The organism is Leifsonia aquatica (assembly GCF_014190775.1).
GTDB lineage: Bacteria > Actinomycetota > Actinomycetes > Actinomycetales > Microbacteriaceae > Leifsonia > Leifsonia aquatica.
On the sequence record NZ_JACHVP010000001.1, the window covers coordinates 811,475 to 828,653 of the forward strand.

A 17,179-nucleotide genomic window follows, 5' to 3' on the forward strand; every position below is an offset into this window, starting at 1 on the left:
CTGTTGTATCCGATGCTCGACTGTATCGGATACACTCGTGTATCTGGAACTCGACTCAGGAAGGTTTCAGCTTGGACAGCACAGCTCTCAGAGACGGGCGCGAGGACGCTCCCGCGGAGTCCGCGCGCCGGAAGCGGACCCGGGCCCGGCTGCTCGACGCCGCGTTCGACGTCTTCGCCGAGCAGGGCGTCCGCGCCGCCAGCGTCGAGACGATCGCCGAAGCCGCCGGCTTCACCCGCGGCGCGTTCTATTCGAACTTCTCCACCAAGGAGGAGCTCTTCTTCGCCCTCATGGAGCGCGAGAAGGAGATGCGGCTCGAGCAGCTCGGCCAGGGCCTCGCCCAGCACCTCGCCCCGCTCGTGGAGTCGGGTGTCACCGAGATCGACGACGCGCAGGTCATCGACATCGTCACGAAGATCCTCGAGCTGCAGTCCGACGACCGGCGCTGGTGGCTGGTGCAGTCCGAGTTCCAGCTGCTGGCGCTGCGCGACGCCACGATCGCCGGCGGCTACCTCGCGTTCCAGGATGGGTTCTACCGCGACCTGACCGAGATCGTGATCGCCGCCCTGGCGAGCGCGCACCGGCGGTTCACGATCGACCCGGCCGAGGCCGTGCGGGTGATCGCCGAGCTCTGCGCCAGCGGCGAGGCGCACGCTCTGCTCGCGGGCGACGAGCGCAAATTCGCCGAGCGCCTGTCGGAGAGCGTGCCCGCCGTGCTTCTGGCCCTCACCGAAAGGGTCTGACCGAACACCAAGGCATCTTCGCTACGCTCGATCAGATGCGACGCAGAGCACTCCCGATCGCGCTCGCCGGCGCACTGGCCGCCGCGGTGCTGACCCTGGTCGCCGCCTGCGCGGGGCCGGCCGACACGCCCGCGGCCTCGCCCCGTGCCGCCGCGACGGCGACGCGTTCCGCGACCCCGGACCCGTTCCCGCGCCGGCCGCTCACGACGAGCACCCGCTACGTCGCCCTCGGTGACTCGTTCGCCGCGGGCATGGGCGGCGGCGGTGAGACCGGCAAGTGCCGCTCCAGCAGCGCGAGCTATCCCTCCGTCTTCACCCGGGAATCCGGCGTCGACCTCATCGTCAACGCGGCCTGCTCGGGCGCCACGACCTCCGACCTCCTGCGCAAGCAGCTCATCTCCCTCGACGACCGCACCGACCTCGTGACGGTCAGCATCGGCGGCAACGACCTGGGCGTCGCGGCGATCGCCGCCGATTGCGCCGCGGGCAAGGCGGCCTCCTGCCGCAGCCAGCTCACGTCCGCGCTCTCACTGCTCAACGTCCTGCCCGAACGCCTCGCGACCGTGTACGACGCGATCGTCCAGGCGGCGCCGAACGCACGCATCGTCGTGACGGGTTACGCCCTGATGTACGACGCCTCCGACCCGAACGCCAAGGACTTCGGGATGGCCGCCGCGATCAACGCGGCGACCATCGGGCTCAACCAGGTGATCGACGACGCCGTGGACGCCGAGCGGGCCAAAGGCGCGCCGATGACCTATGTCGGCGTGGACTTCGCCGGGCACGCGATCGGCGACGCGAAGCCGTGGGTGCACACCAGCGGGGTCGACGCGTTCCATCCGACCGCCGCGGGGTACGCGGAGTACGCCCGCCAGCTCGTCCGCCGTCTCGGCACGGCGGGCTGAGGCCCCGGGGCGCCCGACGGCGTCAGGAGGCCGCGGCTCGGCTGTGCTCGCGCGCGAACTCGAGGGTCTCGCGCAGCAGGGCGAGCCGCTCCGTCCGGTTGCGCGCCTTGCGGGTGTTCACCTCGGCGACCACCGACCCCGTCCAGCCGGAGCCGGCGAGCATCCGCAGGACCTCCGCCACCGGCTGCGTTCCCCGGCCGGGGACGAGATGCTCGTCGAAGACCCGCGCGTCATCCGGCGTGCCCGAGCCGTCGCACAGGTGCACGTGGTGCAGGCGCCCGCCCAGTTGCTCCGCCAGACGCAGGCCGTCGATGCCGCTGAGGGCGGCGTGCGAGAAGTCCAGGGTCACCTTGTCACAGTCCATCCCGAGCGGATTCCAGCCGGGGGAGTAGGCCGCCATCGAACGGCCGCCGACCTTCCAGGGGAACATGTTCTCGACCGCGACGGTCACGCCGGACCGCTCGGCCGTCTGCCGCACGATGTCGAGGAAGCCCTCGGCGTATCCCGACTGCCAGCGGAAGGGCGGGTGCACCACGACGGTGTCCGCGCCCAGCTCGGCGGCCAGGGCGGCCGAGCGCTCCAGCTTGACCTGCGGGTCGCGCCCCCAGACGAAGTGCGTCAGCAGCAGCACCGGAGCGTGGATGCTGAGCACGGGGATCCCATACCTCTCTGCGAGGGCGCGCAGGGGCGCGGCCGACTGCGTCGCGTCGTCGCGCGAGACCATGACCTCGACGCCGTCGTACCCCAGTTCGGCGGCGGTGCGGAACGCCTCCTCGAGCCCGAGCGGGTAGACGCAGGTCGTTCCCATGCCGATACGCATCACAGGCGCACTCTAACCCCGGGCACTGAACGACGCGTGACGTACCGCCGAACGGCCGCCCCGTCCAGGGCCCGGACGCGCGGAAGCGACGCTGGTACTGTGGCGAGAACCACCCCCATCGACATCTGAGGGAGAGGATCCACCATCTCAGCGCAACCCGATTCCGCCACCACGACCGAGACCTACGACGTCGTCATCGTCTCGAACCGCCTTCCCGTCGACCGCGTGGTCGACGACGCGGGCGAAGCCGACTGGCGCCCGTCGCCCGGCGGACTGGTGGCGGCGCTGGAACCGGTCATGCGCTCGCAGGACGGCGTCTGGATCGGCTGGGCCGGCGTCTCCGGCGAGGAGATCGAGCCGTTCGAGGCCGACGGCATCAGCATCATCCCCGTCCCGCTGAGCGAGCAGGAGCTGCAGGAGTACTACGAGGGCTTCTCGAACGACACCCTGTGGCCGCTCTACCACGACGTGATCGCGCAGCCGACGTTCCACCGCGAGTGGTGGGACAGCTACGTGAAGGTGAACAAGCGGTTCGCGGATGCGGCCGCCAAAGCCTCCTCGCACGGCGCGGTGGTGTGGGTGCACGACTACCAGCTGCAACTCGTCCCGGCGATGCTGCGCGAGCTGCGCCCCGACCTCGTCATCGGCTTCTTCAACCACATCCCGTTCCCGCCGTACGGCATCTACTCCCAGCTGCCGTGGCGGCGCCAGATCATCGACGGGCTGCTCGGCGCCGACGTCATCGGCTTCCAGCGCGTGGCCGACGCGGGCAACTTCTCCCGTGCCGTCCGTCGCCTCCGCGGCTACGAGACCCGCGGCCCCATCATCGAGGTCCCGATCGACAGCGACGATCCCGAGGCCGGCTCGCACCGCCACGTGACGACCAACCGTCACGGCGGTCTGGCGCGCACCGTGCTCGCCCGCGCGTTCCCGATCTCCATCGACACCGAGAAGTACCAGGAGCTCGCGCGCCGCCCCGACATCCAGGCGCGCGCACAGGAGATCCGCGAGGAGCTCGGCAACCCCCAGACGATCATGCTCGGCGTCGACCGCCTCGACTACACGAAGGGCATCGGCCACCGCCTCAAGGCGTTCGGCGAGCTGCTGCGCGACGGCGCGCTGTCGGCGGAGGACGTCACCCTCGTCCAGGTCGCGAGCCCCAGCCGCGAGCGCGTCGAGACCTACCGGCAGTTGCGCGACGAGATCGAGCTGACCGTCGGGCGCATCAACGGCGACTACTCGACCCTCGGCCACAGCGCGATCGCCTACCTGCACCACGGCTATCCCCGGGAGGAGATGGTCGCCCTCTACCTCGCGGCCGACGTCATGCTCGTCACGGCCCTGCGCGACGGGATGAACCTGGTCGCCAAGGAATACGTCGCCTCCCGCGTCGACGACGACGGCGTGCTCATCCTGAGCGAGTTCGCCGGCGCGTCCGACGAGCTGCGGCAGGCGCTCCTCATCAACCCGCACGACATCGAGGGGCTGAAGGAGTCCATCCTCCAGGCCATCGCGATGCCGAAGCGCGATCGTACGCGGCGGATGCGCGCCCTGCGCAAGAAGGTGGTGACGAACGACGTCGCGCGCTGGTCCGCCTCCTTCCTGGATGCCCTCACGCGCGCCGCGCACGGCGACCACCCGCTGCAGAACCCGCTGGTGAACCGGCGCTGAGCGTCCGCCTCCGCCGTCCTCCCGCACCGAACCGGAAAGCCGCATGACCGAAACGCCGTCCGTCCCGTCCGATTCCGCCCTCGCTCTCACCGCCGCCATCCGTCGGCTGGCCGAGACCGACCGCCTGCTGCTGGCGCTCGACTTCGACGGCACGCTCGCGCCGTTCGTCGACGTCCCGCGCGGCGCCCGTGCGCTGCCGGAGGCGAAGGCCGCCCTCGACCGGCTCGAGAAGCTGCCGCGCACCTGGGTCGCCTACGTGTCGGGGCGGCCGCTCGCCAGCCTGGAGACCGTGACGGAGGCGGACGAGGACGCCCTGCTGATCGGCTCGCACGGCGTCGAGATCCGGTTCGGCCGCGACGGCGTCTCGCTCGACCTCGACGACGACGAGCGCGCCACGCTCGCGCGACTGGGGGAGGCGCTGCAGGAGCTGGTGGACGCGTTCCCCGGCACGAAGCTCGAGGTGAAGCCGGTCGGCTTCGGCGTGCACTACCGCACGGTGGAGGGCGACCGCGGCGAAGAGGTCGTGCGCCGCGCCTACGAGGTCGCCGGTGCGGTGAGCGACGCCCTGACCGTGCGCGACGGCAAGGACATCATCGAGTTCTCCGTGCGCGAGGCGAACAAGGGGGACGGCATCGAGCGGCTGCGGGAGTACACCCACGCGACGGCGGTGCTGTTCGCGGGCGACGACGTCACCGACGAGGACGGCCTGCGCGTCCTCCGGCCGCAGGAGGGCGACATGGGCGTGAAGGTCGGCCCCGGCGACACGGCGGCGCAGTACCGGGTGGCGGACGAACGGGCCGTCGCGACCCTGCTCACGCTGCTCGCGGAGGCGCGCGAGTCCTCCACAGCCTGAGCCGCCGGGCCGGCTCTCCACCGATCCCGCGGCGCATGGTCGGAGGGGCATGCGAGACGTTCTAGAGTTGTCCCATGCCAGAGATCGATTGGAAGCCGCGCTCGCGCGTCGTCACCGACGGAATCGAAGCCACGACGAGCCGGGGCATGCTCCGGGCCGTCGGCATGGGTGACGCCGACTGGGAGAAGCCGCAGATCGGCATCGCCAGCTCGTGGAACGAGATCACCCCCTGCAACCTGTCGCTCGACCGGCTCGCGCAGGGCGCCAAGGAAGGCGTCCACTCGGGCGGCGGGTACCCGCTGCAGTTCGGCACCATCTCCGTCTCCGACGGCATCTCGATGGGCCACGAGGGCATGCACTTCTCGCTCGTGTCCCGCGAGGTCATCGCCGACTCGGTCGAGACCGTCATGATGGCCGAGCGCCTCGACGGCACCGTCCTCCTCGCCGGCTGCGACAAGTCGCTCCCGGGCATGCTGATGGCGGCGGCCCGGCTCGACCTCTCCGCCGTGTTCCTCTACGCCGGCTCGATCGCCCCCGGCTGGGTCAAGCTGTCGGACGGCACCGAGAAGGACGTCACGATCATCGACTCCTTCGAGGCCGTCGGCGCCTGCAAGGCGGGCAAGATGAGCGAAGAGGACCTCAAGCGCATCGAGTGCGCCATCGCCCCGGGCGAGGGCGCCTGCGGTGGCATGTACACCGCCAACACCATGGCCTCGGTCGCCGAGGCCCTCGGCATGAGCCTCCCGGGCTCCGCCGCTCCGCCGTCGGCCGACCGTCGCCGCGACTACTTCGCGCACCGCTCGGGCGAGGCCGTCGTCAACCTGCTCAAGCTCGGCATCACCGCCCGCGACATCCTCACCAAGGAGGCGTTCGAGAACGCGATCGCGGTGGCCATGGCGTTCGGCGGCTCGACCAACGTCGTGCTCCACCTGCTCGCCATCGCCCGCGAGGCCGAGGTCGACCTCACGATCGACGACTTCAACCGCATCGGCGACACGGTGCCGCACATCGGCGACCTGAAGCCTTTCGGCAAGTACGTCATGAACGACGTCGACCGCCACGGCGGCGTCCCCGTCGTCATGAAGGCCCTGCTCGACGCGGGCCTGCTGCACGGCGAGTGCCTCACCGTGACCGGCAAGACCGTCGCCGAGAACCTCGCCGAGATCAACCCGCCCGCACCGGACGGCGAGGTCATGCGCACCCTCGACAACCCCATCCACGCCACCGGCGGCATCACGATCCTCAAGGGATCGCTCGCACCCGAGGGGGCCGTCGTGAAGACCGCGGGCTTCGACGCCCAGGTCTTCGAGGGCCCCGCGCGCGTGTTCGAGCGCGAGCGCGCCGCGATGGACGCCCTCACCGAGGGCCGCATCAACGCGGGCGACGTGGTCATCATCCGCTACGAGGGACCCAAGGGCGGCCCGGGCATGCGCGAGATGCTCGCCATCACCGCGGCCATCAAGGGCGCGGGCCTCGGCAAGGATGTACTACTATTGACGGACGGACGATTCTCAGGCGGCACAACCGGCCTGTGCATCGGCCACATAGCACCCGAAGCGGTGGACGCAGGTCCCATCGCCTTCGTGCGCGATGGTGATCTGATACGGGTCGATATCGCGGCTCGCTCCCTCGACCTACTTGTCGACGAGTCAGAGCTGACCGCCCGCCGTGACGGCTGGGCTCCTCTTCCTCCGCGCTATACCCGTGGCGTTCTCGCGAAGTACTCCAAGCTCGTGCGCTCTGCAGCAGAAGGCGCGGTCACGGGGTAGCTCTTCGCTCTCCAGCAGTATCAACCGTTTCGTACGTAAGGGACCGATAAGGCATGTCCTCGGATGCAACCCCCAACTCCGTGTTGCCGTCCGCGGCGCCTGGCAAGGCGTCGCCCGAACAACTGACCGGATCGCAGTCGGTCGTCCGCACCCTCGAGCTCCTCGGCGTCACCGACGTCTTCGGGCTCCCGGGCGGGGCGATCCTGCCGATCTACGACGCGATCGTGGACTCGTCCAAGATCCGCCACATCCTCGTCCGCCACGAGCAGGGCGGCGGCCACGCCGCCGAGGGCTACGCGTCGGCGTCCAACAAGGTCGGCGTCGCCATGGCGACCTCCGGCCCGGGCGCGACGAACCTCGTCACCGCGATCATGGACGCGCACATGGACTCCGTGCCCGTCGTGTTCATCACCGGCCAGGTGTTCTCCACCCTCATGGGGACGGACGCCTTCCAGGAGGCGGACATCGTCGGCATCACCATGCCGATCACCAAGCACTCCTTCCTGGTCAAGCGCGTGGAGGACATCCCGGCGACCATCGCGGCGGCGTACCACATCGCCGGGACCGGCCGCCCGGGCCCCGTGCTCGTGGACATCACCAAGGACGCACAGCAGAACACCGCGCCGTTCGTGTGGCCGCCCAAGGTGGACCTGCCGGGCTACCGGCCGATCACCAAGGCGCACGGCAAGCAGATCCTCGCCGCGGCCCAGCTGCTCGTCGAGAGCAAGAAGCCGGTCCTCTACGTGGGCGGCGGCGTCATCCGCTCGCGCGCCTCGCAGGAGCTGCTCGAGCTCGCCGAGGCGATCGGCGCGCCGGTCGTCACCACGCTGATGGCGCGCGGCGCCTTCCCGGACTCCCACCAGCAGCACCTCGGCATGCCCGGGATGCACGGCACGGTCCCGGCCGTGCTGGCGCTGCAGGAGTCCGATCTCATCGTGTCGCTGGGGGCGCGGTTCGACGACCGCGTGACCGGCAACACCTCCCTCTTCGCGCCCAACGCGAAGATCGTGCACGTCGACGTCGACCCTGCCGAGATCTCGAAGATCCGCGTCGCCGACGTCCCCATCGTCGGCGATGCCAAGGACGTCATCGTCGATCTGACCGCCGCGTTCCAGGATGCGTCCGCGTCGTCCGGAGCGCCCGACCTCGTCGAGTGGTGGACGTACCTGAACGGGCTCCGCGAGGAGTTCCCGCTCGGGTACTCCGAGACGAGCGACGGCCTCCTGGCGCCGCAGTACGTGATCAAGCGCATCGGCGAGCTGACCGGACCGGAGGCGATCTACACCGCCGGCGTCGGCCAGCACCAGATGTGGGCCGCGCAGTTCATCAAATACGAGCGTCCCAACTCGTGGCTCAACTCCGGCGGCGCCGGCACCATGGGCTACTCGGTCCCCGCGGCGATGGGCGCCAAGGTGGCCCAGCCCGACCGCGTGGTGTGGGCGATCGACGGCGACGGCTGCTTCCAGATGACCAATCAGGAGCTCGCCACCTCGACGCTGAACGACATCCCGATCAAGGTCGCGATCATCAACAACTCGTCGCTCGGCATGGTGCGGCAGTGGCAGACGCTCTTCTACGACGGCCGCTACTCCAACACCGACCTCAACACCGGGCACGACACCGTGCGCGTCCCGGACTTCGTGAAGCTGGCCGAGGCGTACGGCGCCCTCGGCATCCGCGTCACGAAGGAGGAAGAGGTGGACGCCGCGATCAAGCTCGCGCTGGAGACGAACGACCGCCCGGTCGTCATCGACTTCGTCGTGAGCGCCGACGCCATGGTGTGGCCGATGGTGCCGCAGGGCGTCAGCAACAGCTACGTCCAGTACGCCCGCGACCACAGCCCCGCTTTCGGAGAGGAGTGACCCCAGTGAGTACGACACACGTCCTGAGCCTCCTCGTGGAGGACAAGCCCGGCCTGCTGACCCGCGTCGCCGGCCTGTTCGCCCGGCGCGGCTTCAACATCCACTCGCTCGCGGTGGGCACCAGCGAGGTCGAAGGGCTCTCGCGCATCACCGTGGTCGTCGACGTCGAGGGCCTGCCGCTCGAGCAGGTCACCAAGCAGCTCAACAAGCTGATCAACGTCATCAAGATCGTGGAGCTGGACCCGGCCCAGTCGGTCCAGCGCGAGCACCTGCTCATCAAGGTGCGCGTCGACAACTCCACCCGCTCCCAGGTGCTGGAGGCGGTCAACCTGTTCCGGGCCCGCGTCGTCGACGTGGCCACGGACGCGCTCGTGATCGAGGTCACGGGCGACTCCGGCAAGACCCAGGCGCTGCTCAAGGTGCTGGAGCCCTACGGGATCAAAGAGATGGCCCAGTCGGGCCTGCTCGCGATCGGTCGCGGCTCCAAGTCGATCACCGAGCGCGTCTTCAAGAACTGACCCGCCCTCCCGGCGGCACCAGCAGTCAGAACTCAGAGTTAGTCAGAACCACCTACGAAGGAGAATCCACCAGTGGCTGAGATCTATTACGACAACGACGCGGACCTCTCGATCATCCAGAGCAAGAAGGTCGCCGTCATCGGCTACGGCTCGCAGGGTCACGCGCACGCGCAGAACCTCCGCGACTCGGGCGTCGAGGTCGTCATCGGCCTGAAGGACGGCTCGAAGTCGAAGCCGAAGGCCGAGGAGGCGGGCTTCCGCGTCCTCAGCGCCGCCGAGGCCGCCAAGTGGGCCGACGTCGTCGTCATCCTCGCCCCCGACCAGGTGCAGCGCCACCTCTACGCGGAGGACATCCAGCCGAACATCGAAGAGGGCAACGCGCTCGTCTTCGGTCACGGCTTCAACATCCGCTTCGGCTACATCGAGGCGCCCGAGGGCGTCGACGTGATCATGGTCGCCCCGAAGGGCCCGGGCCACACCGTGCGCCGCGAGTACGAGGCCGGCCGCGGCGTGCCCGTGATCGTCGCCGTCGAGAAGGACGCGACCGGCAACGCCTGGCCGCTCGTCCTCAGCTACGCCAAGGGCATCGGCGGCCTGCGCGCCGGCGGCATCAAGACCACCTTCACCGAGGAGACCGAGACCGACCTGTTCGGCGAGCAGGCCGTGCTCTGCGGCGGCGTCTCACAGCTCGTCCAGTACGGCTTCGAGACCCTGACCGAGGCCGGCTACCAGCCGCAGGTCGCCTACTTCGAGGTGCTGCACGAGCTCAAGCTCATCGTGGACCTGATGTGGGAGGGCGGCATCGCCAAGCAGCGCTGGAGCGTCTCCGACACCGCCGAGTACGGCGACTACGTCTCGGGCCCGCGCGTCATCGACCCGCACGTCAAGGAGAACATGCAGGCCGTGCTCGCGGACATCCAGTCCGGTGCCTTCGCCGAGCGCTTCATCGCGGACCAGGACGCCGGCGCGCCGGAGTTCCTCGCCCTGCGCAAGAAGGGCGAGCAGCACCCGATCGAGGCCACCGGCCGCGAGCTGCGCAAGCTCTTCGCGTGGAACGCCTCGAACGACGACGACTACGTGGACGGCGAGGTCGCGCGCTGATCCAGCGCACGACCGCTGCCGTCTGACGGCACGCTAGCCTGAGGGGTGCCGCCCTCCTCCCGTTCCGACGGGATGAGAGCGCGGCACCCCTTCGTCGTCGAGAGGAATCGCCCCATGCCCCGTCCGGCCGTCGAGATCGCCGTGCAGGATGTGCCCGGCGTGCGCATCGCCCTCGCCGAGGGAGCCGACCGCATCGAGCTGTGCTCGGCGCTCGGGCTCGGTGGGCTGACGCCGTCGGCGGGGCTGCTGCGCGCCGCTGTCGAGGCGGCGGAGGCCGCCTCCCGACCCGGTTTCGTGCACGTGCTCGTCCGCCCGCGAGGCGGCGGATTCGTCTACGACGAGGACGAGCTCGCGACGACGGTCGCCGACATCCGGTTCGCCCGCGAGACCGGCGTCGCCGGTGTCGTGATCGGAGCCCTGGACGACAACGGCCGGATCGATCTCGCCGCCGTCGAGCGCTTCGTCGCCGCGGCCGACGGACTGGCCGTCACGTTCCACCGGTCTCTGGACATCGTGTCCGACCCGGCCGCCGCGCTGGACGCGCTGGCCGCCCGCGGGGTGACCCGCGTGCTGACTTCGGGCAGCGCCTCCCGCAGCATCGACGGCGTCGATGTGCTCGCGTCCCTCGCCGAGCGCGCCGCGGGACGCATCCAGGTGATGGCGGGCGGGGGAGTGCGCGTGGAGGACATCCCGGCGCTCACCGCCGCCGGCGTCGACGCCGTGCACCTGTCGGCGCGCGATTCGGTGCAGGGCGCACCCAGCGGGCCGGGAGGCGGGGACGCCGCCTACGACATCACCGACCCGTCGGTGGTGCGGGCCGCGGTGGCGGCCGCCCGGGCCGCGGGCGCCTAGACCGCCACCGTCAGAGCGCGCAGACCACGCAGAGTGCGATCAGCAGCAGCTGCAGCAGCGCGCGCGGGATGAGCGGCGTGCCGAAAGCGCCGAACTTCTGCGGGTGCCGCGCGGCGTAGGCGTTCGCCGGGAACACCGCGATCAGGAACACGATCAGGCACACGGCCGCGGCGACGCGCGTCGCCGGGACGAGCAGGCCGACGCCTCCCGCCAGCTCGCAGACCCCCGTGAACGCGACGAGCACCCGAGGGGCGAGTACGCCGGTGCCGCGCAGGCCCGGCGGGATCATCGCCGCCATCCCGCGCGCCGGTCCCGGCACGAAGTGCAGGGCGCCCATCACGACGAAGACGAGGGCCAGGGCCACTCTGATCACCAGCTGCACGATCTCGAAGACGGTCACCGCCCCATCCTCTCCCGACCGGGCGTAACGCGGCGAAAGCACGCCCCGCGCGCCCGCTAGAGTTAAGCCGGACCCGCGCCCCGACGACAGTGGCGCTCTTCTTTCCCAAGCCAGCCCTGCATCTCGAAGGAATCTGCCACGTGACAAAGCCGGTCGTCCTGATCGCCGAAGAACTCTCGCCCGCCACCGTCGACGCCCTGGGGCCCGACTTCGAGATCCGCAACGTCGACGGCACCGACCGTCCGGCTCTCCTGACCGCCGTGGCCGACGCCGACGCGATCCTGGTCCGCTCCGCCACCAAGGTCGACGCCGAGGTCATCGCGGCCGCGCCGAAGCTCAAGGTCGTCGCGCGCGCCGGAGTCGGCCTCGACAACGTCGACATCAAGACGGCCACCACGGCCGGTGTCATGGTCGTGAACGCACCGACCTCCAACATCATCTCCGCCGCGGAGCTCACCGTCGGCCACATCCTGAGCCTCGCCCGCCACATCCCGGCGGCGCACAGCGCGCTCGCGCAGGGGCAGTGGAAGCGCTCGAAGTACACGGGTGTCGAGCTCTACGAGAAGACCATCGGCATCATCGGCCTCGGCCGCATCGGCGCCCTGATCACCGCCCGCCTGCAGGCCTTCGGCACCAAGGTGATCGCGTACGACCCGTACGTCACCTCGGCCCGCGCCCAGCAGCTCGGCGTGCAGCTGGTGACGCTCGACGAGCTCCTCGCCGAGGCGGACTTCATCACCATCCACATGCCGAAGACGCCCGAGACGACCGGCATGATCAGCGACGACCAGCTCGCGCTGATGAAGGACACCGCGTACATCGTGAACGTCGCCCGCGGCGGCCTGATCGACGAGGACGCCCTCTACCGCGCCCTGACCTCCGGTGCGATCGCCGGCGCCGGCCTCGACGTGTTCGTCAGCGAGCCGCCGACGGACTCGCCCCTGCTCGCACTCGAGAACGTCATCGTCACCCCGCACCTCGGCGCGTCGACCGATGAGGCCCAGGAGAAGGCCGGCGTCTCCGTCGCGCGCTCGGTGCGTCTCGCCCTCTCGGGCGAGCTCGTCCCCGACGCGGTCAACGTCGCCGGCGGCGTCATCGACCCGTACGTGCGCCCCGGCATCCCGCTGGTGGAGAAGCTGGGCCAGGTCTTCTCCGGTCTCGCGCACAGCCCGCTGACCAGCATCGACGTCGAGGTGCGCGGCGAGCTCGTCGACTACGACGTCAGCGTGCTGAAGCTCGCGGCGCTGAAGGGCATCTTCACCAACATCGTCAGCGAGACCGTCTCGTACGTGAACGCGCCGCTCCTCGCCGACCAGCGCGGCATCGAGGTGCGCCTCATCACGGACTCGGTGAGCGAGGAGTACCGCAACCTGATCACCCTGCGCGGCGCCCTCAGCGACGGCTCGCAGGTCTCGGTCTCCGGAACGCTCACCGGCACGAAGCAGATCGAGAAGATCGTCGAGATCAACGGCTACGACGTCGAGGTGCCGGTCGCCCAGCACCTCATCGTCATGGTCTACGACGACCGCCCCGGCATCGTGGCCGTCTACGGCCGCGAGTTCGGCGAGTCGTCCATCAACATCGCCGGCATGCAGATCGCCCGCACCTCGGCCGGCGGCAAGGCGCTCAGCGTCCTGACCGTCGACTCGCGCGTGCCGGAGGGTCTGCTCGAGAAGGTGCGCGTCGCGATCGACGCCGACCTCATGCAGGAGATCGACATCACGGAGTCCTGATCGATCCCGATCGACCGTACGACAGCCCGCCGGAGAAGTTTTTCCGGCGGGCTGTCGATTTCCGCGGTTGACTGACGTCGTACTGGTGTTCGCATCGGAAGAGCGCACCGGCGCTCGAGACGTAAGGAGACATCATGGCCGAGGAGTACGTCCTGCTCATCAAGGAGCCCAACTGGGATCCGGCGGCGATGACCGCGGAGGAGTGGGAGGCCGGGATGGCCGGTCACCGCGCATTCCAGGAGGCGGTGGAGGCGGCGGGCGAGAAGATCCTCGCGAGCAACGCCCTGCAGCCCGTGAGCGCCGCGACGAAGATCACCCCGCGCGCCGGCGAGGCGCCCCTGTTCACGGACGGCCCGTTCGGCGAGACCCGGGAGGTCGTCACCGGCTTCTACGGATTCACCGCGTCGAGCCCGGAGCAGGCGCGCGAGCTCGCCGCGCTGGTGCCGACCGAGGGCTGGGTGGAGCTCTACCCGGTGCTCGTCCTGGACCGCGTGAACTGATTGTGCCGGTGGTCGCAGCTTGTTTGAATGAGCTGTGACCACCGCCATCGAGCGCGCGTATCGCACCGAGGCGCCGCGCATCCTGGGCGCCGTCGCGCGATCCGTCGGCGACCTCCAGCTGGCGGAGGATGCGGTCCAGGAGGCGTTCGCGCGCGCCGTCGCGGAGGCCTCCGCCGGGCGCGAGCCGTCGAATCCCGCGGCGTGGATCACCACGGTCGCGCGCCGGATCGCCGTCGATCTGCGGCGCCGGGAGGCCACGGCGACACGCGCCCTCCCCGTGCTCGCCGCCGAGGAGGCGGGGCGGGAGGCCGCGGCGCACGCGGCGGAGGCCGACATGCTGATGGACGACGTGTTCACCGGGGACGAGCGGCTCGAGCTCATCCTGCTGGTGTGCCACCCCGAGGTGGCGGAGGAGACGCGGGTCGCGCTCGCGCTGCGGTTCGTGTGTGCGGTGCCGACGGCGCAGGTCGCCGAGGTGTTCCTGGTGCCGGAGCCGACGATGGCAGCGCGGCTGACGCGGGCGAAGAAGCGCATCCACGACTCGCGGCTGCGGTTCGCGGCCGATGATCCGGGTGACCTCACCGCGCGGCTGCCCGACGCGCTGACGACGGTGTACCTGCTCTACACCGTCGGGCACGCCCGCGCCGACGGCCGGCTGCGGACGGACGCGATCGAGCTCGCCCGGGATGCGCGCCGCATCCGCCCCGACGATCCGGAGGCGGCGGGGCTGCTCGCGCTCCTCCTCCTGACCGAGGCACGCCAGACGACCCGGCTGTCCGAGGTCGACGAGTTCGTGACGCTCGCCGAGGCGGACCGCTCGCACTGGAACCGCGCGCTGCTCGACGAGGGCGAGCGGCTGGCCACGGCCGCGCTGGCCGACGGCGCGGGGGAGCTGCCCGGCCGCTTCGCCCTGCAGGCTGCGATCGCCGGCCTCCACGGCATCGCGCCGACGTGGGCCACGACCGACTGGCCGGCCATCGCCCGCCTGTACGACGGACTGGTGCGCGTGTGGCCGTCCGCGCCCGCGCAACTCGGCCGAGCCGTCGCGCGCGGGTACAGCCCGGACATCGGGCCGGAGGCGGCCGTCGCCGAACTGGATGCGCGGCCGGAGCTGTTCGAGGGCGTCATCGCCGCCCAGGCCCTCGCCGTGCGGGCCGATCTGCTGCGCGCGGCGGGACGCCCGGAGCGAGCCGCAGCCGCCTACGCGCACGCGCTCGACGCGACGACCGACGAGCGGGTCAGACGCTTCCTCGCACGCCGTCTCGCCGAGCAGCAGGGCGCGTGAGTCCCGTCTCGGCCGGGATCACTCGGCGGGGTCGTCGGCGAGCCGCTTGACGAGCTCGATCACCCGGTCCAGGTCCGTCTCGCCGCGGAGCACCGCGTTCGTGTCCGGGAGCAGAGCGGTGTTGTAGTACATCCCGTCGCCGATGAGCATGATGATCCGGGCGACGAGGGGATCGCCCACCGAGGCCTCGAGGATGCCGAGCCAGGAGCGCTGCATCGAGGCGAGTGCATCCCGTGCCCGGCTGTCCGCGCTCTGCGCCAGCCGCGCGACGGCCACGATCGAGCGCTCGAGGTCGTTGTCGGTCGGGATGGAGGTGCGGATGAAGTAGTCGACCGGGCCTTCCGGCGCCGTGCGCATCCGCTCCAGGTCCGCCTCCACGTGGCCGCTCAGCCGGGCGAGGACGCCGTCGACCATCGCGTCCTTGGAGGCGAAGTGGTAGAGCAGGCCGCCCTTGGAGACCCCCGCGCGAGCCGCGACGGCGTCGAGGGTCGCCGCGCGTTCGCTCTGCTCGCCGAGCAGTTCCTCGAAGGCGTCGAGGATGCGGTCACGGGCGGAGGGGGTTTCGGCCATGCGGCCATGCTAGCCGCTCGGAGTTGATTACTGTACCGTCCAGACGGTACAGTAGATGCCATGTCCACGACGAACATCACCCTGCCCGCGCCCTCCGCCGCCCCGCGCGCCGGCGTGCGCGAATGGGTGGCGCTCGCCGTTCTGATGCTGCCGGTGCTCCTCGTCTCGGTCGACAACACCGTGCTGAGCTTCGCGCTGCCCTCCATATCCCAGGCCCTCGAGCCGAGCGGCACCGGCATGCTCTGGATCATCGACGCCTACCCGCTCGTGCTGGCGGGCCTCCTGGTCTCGATGGGCAGCCTCGGCGACCGCATCGGCCGCCGGAAGCTGCTGCTGATCGGCGCGACAGGCTTCGCCATCGTCTCCATCGGCGCCGCCTTCGCCCCGACCACCGAGCTGCTGATCGCCGCCCGCGCCAGCCTCGGCTTCTTCGGCGCGATGCTCATGCCCTCCACCCTGTCCCTGCTTCGGAGCGTCTTCACCGACCGCGAGCAGCGCCGGCTGGCGATCGCGGTGTGGGCCTCCGGCTTCGCCGCCGGTTCGGCTCTCGGCCCGATCGTCGGCGGTGTGCTGCTCGAGCACTTCTGGTGGGGCTCCGTGTTCCTGCTGGCCGTGCCCGTGCTCATCCCGCTGCTGGTGCTGACCCCGCTGCTCGTCCGCGAGTCGCGCGACCCGAACCCGGGTCCCATCGACGTTCCCAGCATCCTGCTCTCGCTGCTGACCATGGCCCCGATCGTCTATGGCATCAAGACGCTCGCCTCGGACGGCTTCGCCTGGAGCGGTGTGCTCGCGATCGTGATCGGCGTCGTCGCGGGCTGGCTGTTCGTGCGCCGGCAGCTGCGGCGCCCGATCCCGATGCTCGACATGCGTCTCTTCGGGCGTGCGTCGTTCAGCGGCGCGGTGCTGATCAACCTGCTGAGCGTGGTGTCGCTGGTCGGGTACCTCTTCTTCGTCTCGCAGCACCTCCAGCTCGTCCTCGGGCTCAGCCCGATCGAATCCGGTCTCGTGCTCGTCCCCGGTCTCGCGACGATGATCGTCGCCGGTCTCGTCGTCGTGCCGATCGCGCGACGCGTGCGTCCGTCGATCGTCGTGCCCGTCGCCCTCACGATCTCGGCCGTCGGCTACCTCGTCATCGCCCTCTCGGGCGGGGACGCGCAGACCGGGACGCTGATGCTGTCGTTCGTGCTGCTCGGGCTCGGGATCGGCGCGGCCGAGACCGTCTCGAACGAGCTCATCCTGACCAGCGCGCCCGCAGAGAAGGCCGGGGCGGCCTCCGCCGTCTCGGAGACGGCGTACGAGCTGGGCGCGGTGCTCGGCACGGCGACCCTCGGCACCATCCTCACCGCCTCCTATCGGTCGGCTGTCGCCCTGCCCGACGGCCTGACGGCGGCGCAGGCGCACGCGGCGGGGGAGACCCTCGGCGGGGCGACCACCGTCGCCGGTCAGCTTCCGGCCGGCCTGGGGGAGCAACTGCTCGCCTCGGCGCGCGCCGCCTTCGACTCGGGCGTCGGGCTGACGGCCGGGATCGGGGTCGGTCTGATGGTCGCCGCCGCAGTGCTCGCGGTCGTCTCGCTCCGCACGGTCCGCGGCTGACGGA

Annotated in this window: 16 protein-coding genes; 13 read left to right on the forward strand and 3 right to left on the reverse strand. The window is 70.6% G+C overall.

What is annotated here, in order from left to right; all coding sequences use genetic code 11:
• Window positions 1-71: 71 nt before the first annotated feature.
• Both FHX33_RS03840 and FHX33_RS03845 read left to right on the forward strand, forming a co-directional pair.
• Window positions 72-743 carry a TetR/AcrR family transcriptional regulator gene (locus tag FHX33_RS03840; protein ID WP_021765290.1) on the forward strand — a complete coding sequence of 224 codons (672 nt, stop codon included), beginning with the start codon at window positions 72-74 and terminating at the stop codon, window positions 741-743.
• 35 nt (window positions 744-778) lie between these two features.
• The gene (locus FHX33_RS03845; RefSeq protein ID WP_183428182.1) at window positions 779-1,648 is read left to right on the forward strand and encodes an SGNH/GDSL hydrolase family protein; all 870 of its coding nucleotides are present in this window, start codon (window positions 779-781) and stop codon (window positions 1,646-1,648) included.
• Between the two features lie 22 nt (window positions 1,649-1,670).
• On the opposite strand, the gene FHX33_RS03850 is transcribed toward FHX33_RS03845, so the two are convergent.
• On the reverse strand, window positions 1,671-2,471 hold the full coding sequence (locus FHX33_RS03850; RefSeq protein WP_039921779.1) for a sugar phosphate isomerase/epimerase family protein: 801 nt from the start codon (window positions 2,469-2,471) through the stop codon (window positions 1,671-1,673).
• A gap of 222 nt (window positions 2,472-2,693) precedes the next feature.
• Between FHX33_RS03850 and otsA the strand changes: the two genes are divergently transcribed.
• The 7 genes from otsA (at window position 2,694) to FHX33_RS03885 (ending at window position 11,094) form a co-directional block, all read left to right on the forward strand.
• A complete protein-coding gene (gene otsA, locus FHX33_RS03855) occupies window positions 2,694-4,139 on the forward strand; it encodes an alpha,alpha-trehalose-phosphate synthase (UDP-forming) (RefSeq protein ID WP_021762450.1) in 1,446 nt (481 codons plus the stop codon).
• A 43-nt stretch (window positions 4,140-4,182) separates the two neighbouring features.
• Window positions 4,183-4,992, forward strand: coding sequence for a trehalose-phosphatase (gene otsB, locus FHX33_RS03860; RefSeq protein WP_021762449.1), 810 nt, complete (start codon window positions 4,183-4,185; stop codon window positions 4,990-4,992).
• Between the two features lie 74 nt (window positions 4,993-5,066).
• Complete coding sequence (gene ilvD / locus FHX33_RS03865; RefSeq protein WP_021762448.1) at window positions 5,067-6,761, forward strand: dihydroxy-acid dehydratase; 1,695 nt, start codon at window positions 5,067-5,069, stop codon at window positions 6,759-6,761.
• Between the two features lie 53 nt (window positions 6,762-6,814).
• Window positions 6,815-8,623 carry an acetolactate synthase large subunit gene (locus FHX33_RS03870; RefSeq protein ID WP_021762447.1) on the forward strand — a complete coding sequence of 603 codons (1,809 nt, stop codon included), beginning with the start codon at window positions 6,815-6,817 and terminating at the stop codon, window positions 8,621-8,623.
• A gap of 5 nt (window positions 8,624-8,628) precedes the next feature.
• Complete coding sequence (gene ilvN, locus FHX33_RS03875; protein ID WP_021762446.1) at window positions 8,629-9,141, forward strand: acetolactate synthase small subunit; 513 nt, start codon at window positions 8,629-8,631, stop codon at window positions 9,139-9,141.
• A 72-nt stretch (window positions 9,142-9,213) separates the two neighbouring features.
• Window positions 9,214-10,242, forward strand: a complete 1,029-nt coding sequence (gene ilvC, locus FHX33_RS03880; RefSeq protein ID WP_021762445.1) for a ketol-acid reductoisomerase — start codon at window positions 9,214-9,216, stop codon at window positions 10,240-10,242.
• A 114-nt stretch (window positions 10,243-10,356) separates the two neighbouring features.
• A complete protein-coding gene (locus FHX33_RS03885; RefSeq protein WP_183428183.1) occupies window positions 10,357-11,094 on the forward strand; it encodes a copper homeostasis protein CutC in 738 nt (245 codons plus the stop codon).
• A 10-nt stretch (window positions 11,095-11,104) separates the two neighbouring features.
• On the opposite strand, the gene FHX33_RS03890 is transcribed toward FHX33_RS03885, so the two are convergent.
• Window positions 11,105-11,494, reverse strand: coding sequence for a DoxX family protein (locus FHX33_RS03890; RefSeq protein WP_021763263.1), 390 nt, complete (start codon window positions 11,492-11,494; stop codon window positions 11,105-11,107).
• A gap of 140 nt (window positions 11,495-11,634) precedes the next feature.
• Here FHX33_RS03890 and serA point away from each other — a divergent pair, with 140 nt between their 5' ends.
• The 3 genes from serA (at window position 11,635) to FHX33_RS03905 (ending at window position 15,012) form a co-directional block, all read left to right on the forward strand.
• A complete protein-coding gene (gene serA, locus FHX33_RS03895) occupies window positions 11,635-13,227 on the forward strand; it encodes a phosphoglycerate dehydrogenase (RefSeq protein ID WP_021763264.1) in 1,593 nt (530 codons plus the stop codon).
• Window positions 13,228-13,361: 134 nt separating this feature from the next.
• On the forward strand, window positions 13,362-13,727 hold the full coding sequence (locus tag FHX33_RS03900) for a YciI family protein (protein WP_021763265.1): 366 nt from the start codon (window positions 13,362-13,364) through the stop codon (window positions 13,725-13,727).
• A gap of 34 nt (window positions 13,728-13,761) precedes the next feature.
• Window positions 13,762-15,012 (forward strand): sigma-70 family RNA polymerase sigma factor, encoded by a 1,251-nt coding sequence (locus FHX33_RS03905; RefSeq protein ID WP_221209319.1) that lies wholly within the window; start codon window positions 13,762-13,764, stop codon window positions 15,010-15,012.
• Between the two features lie 18 nt (window positions 15,013-15,030).
• Here FHX33_RS03905 and FHX33_RS21900 read toward each other — a convergent pair whose 3' ends face one another.
• Window positions 15,031-15,582 (reverse strand): TetR/AcrR family transcriptional regulator, encoded by a 552-nt coding sequence (locus FHX33_RS21900; RefSeq protein WP_021763160.1) that lies wholly within the window; start codon window positions 15,580-15,582, stop codon window positions 15,031-15,033.
• Between the two features lie 60 nt (window positions 15,583-15,642).
• On the opposite strand from FHX33_RS21900, the gene FHX33_RS03915 reads away from it, so the two are divergent.
• Window positions 15,643-17,175 (forward strand): MFS transporter, encoded by a 1,533-nt coding sequence (locus tag FHX33_RS03915; protein WP_021763161.1) that lies wholly within the window; start codon window positions 15,643-15,645, stop codon window positions 17,173-17,175.
• Window positions 17,176-17,179: the final 4 nt, after the last annotated feature.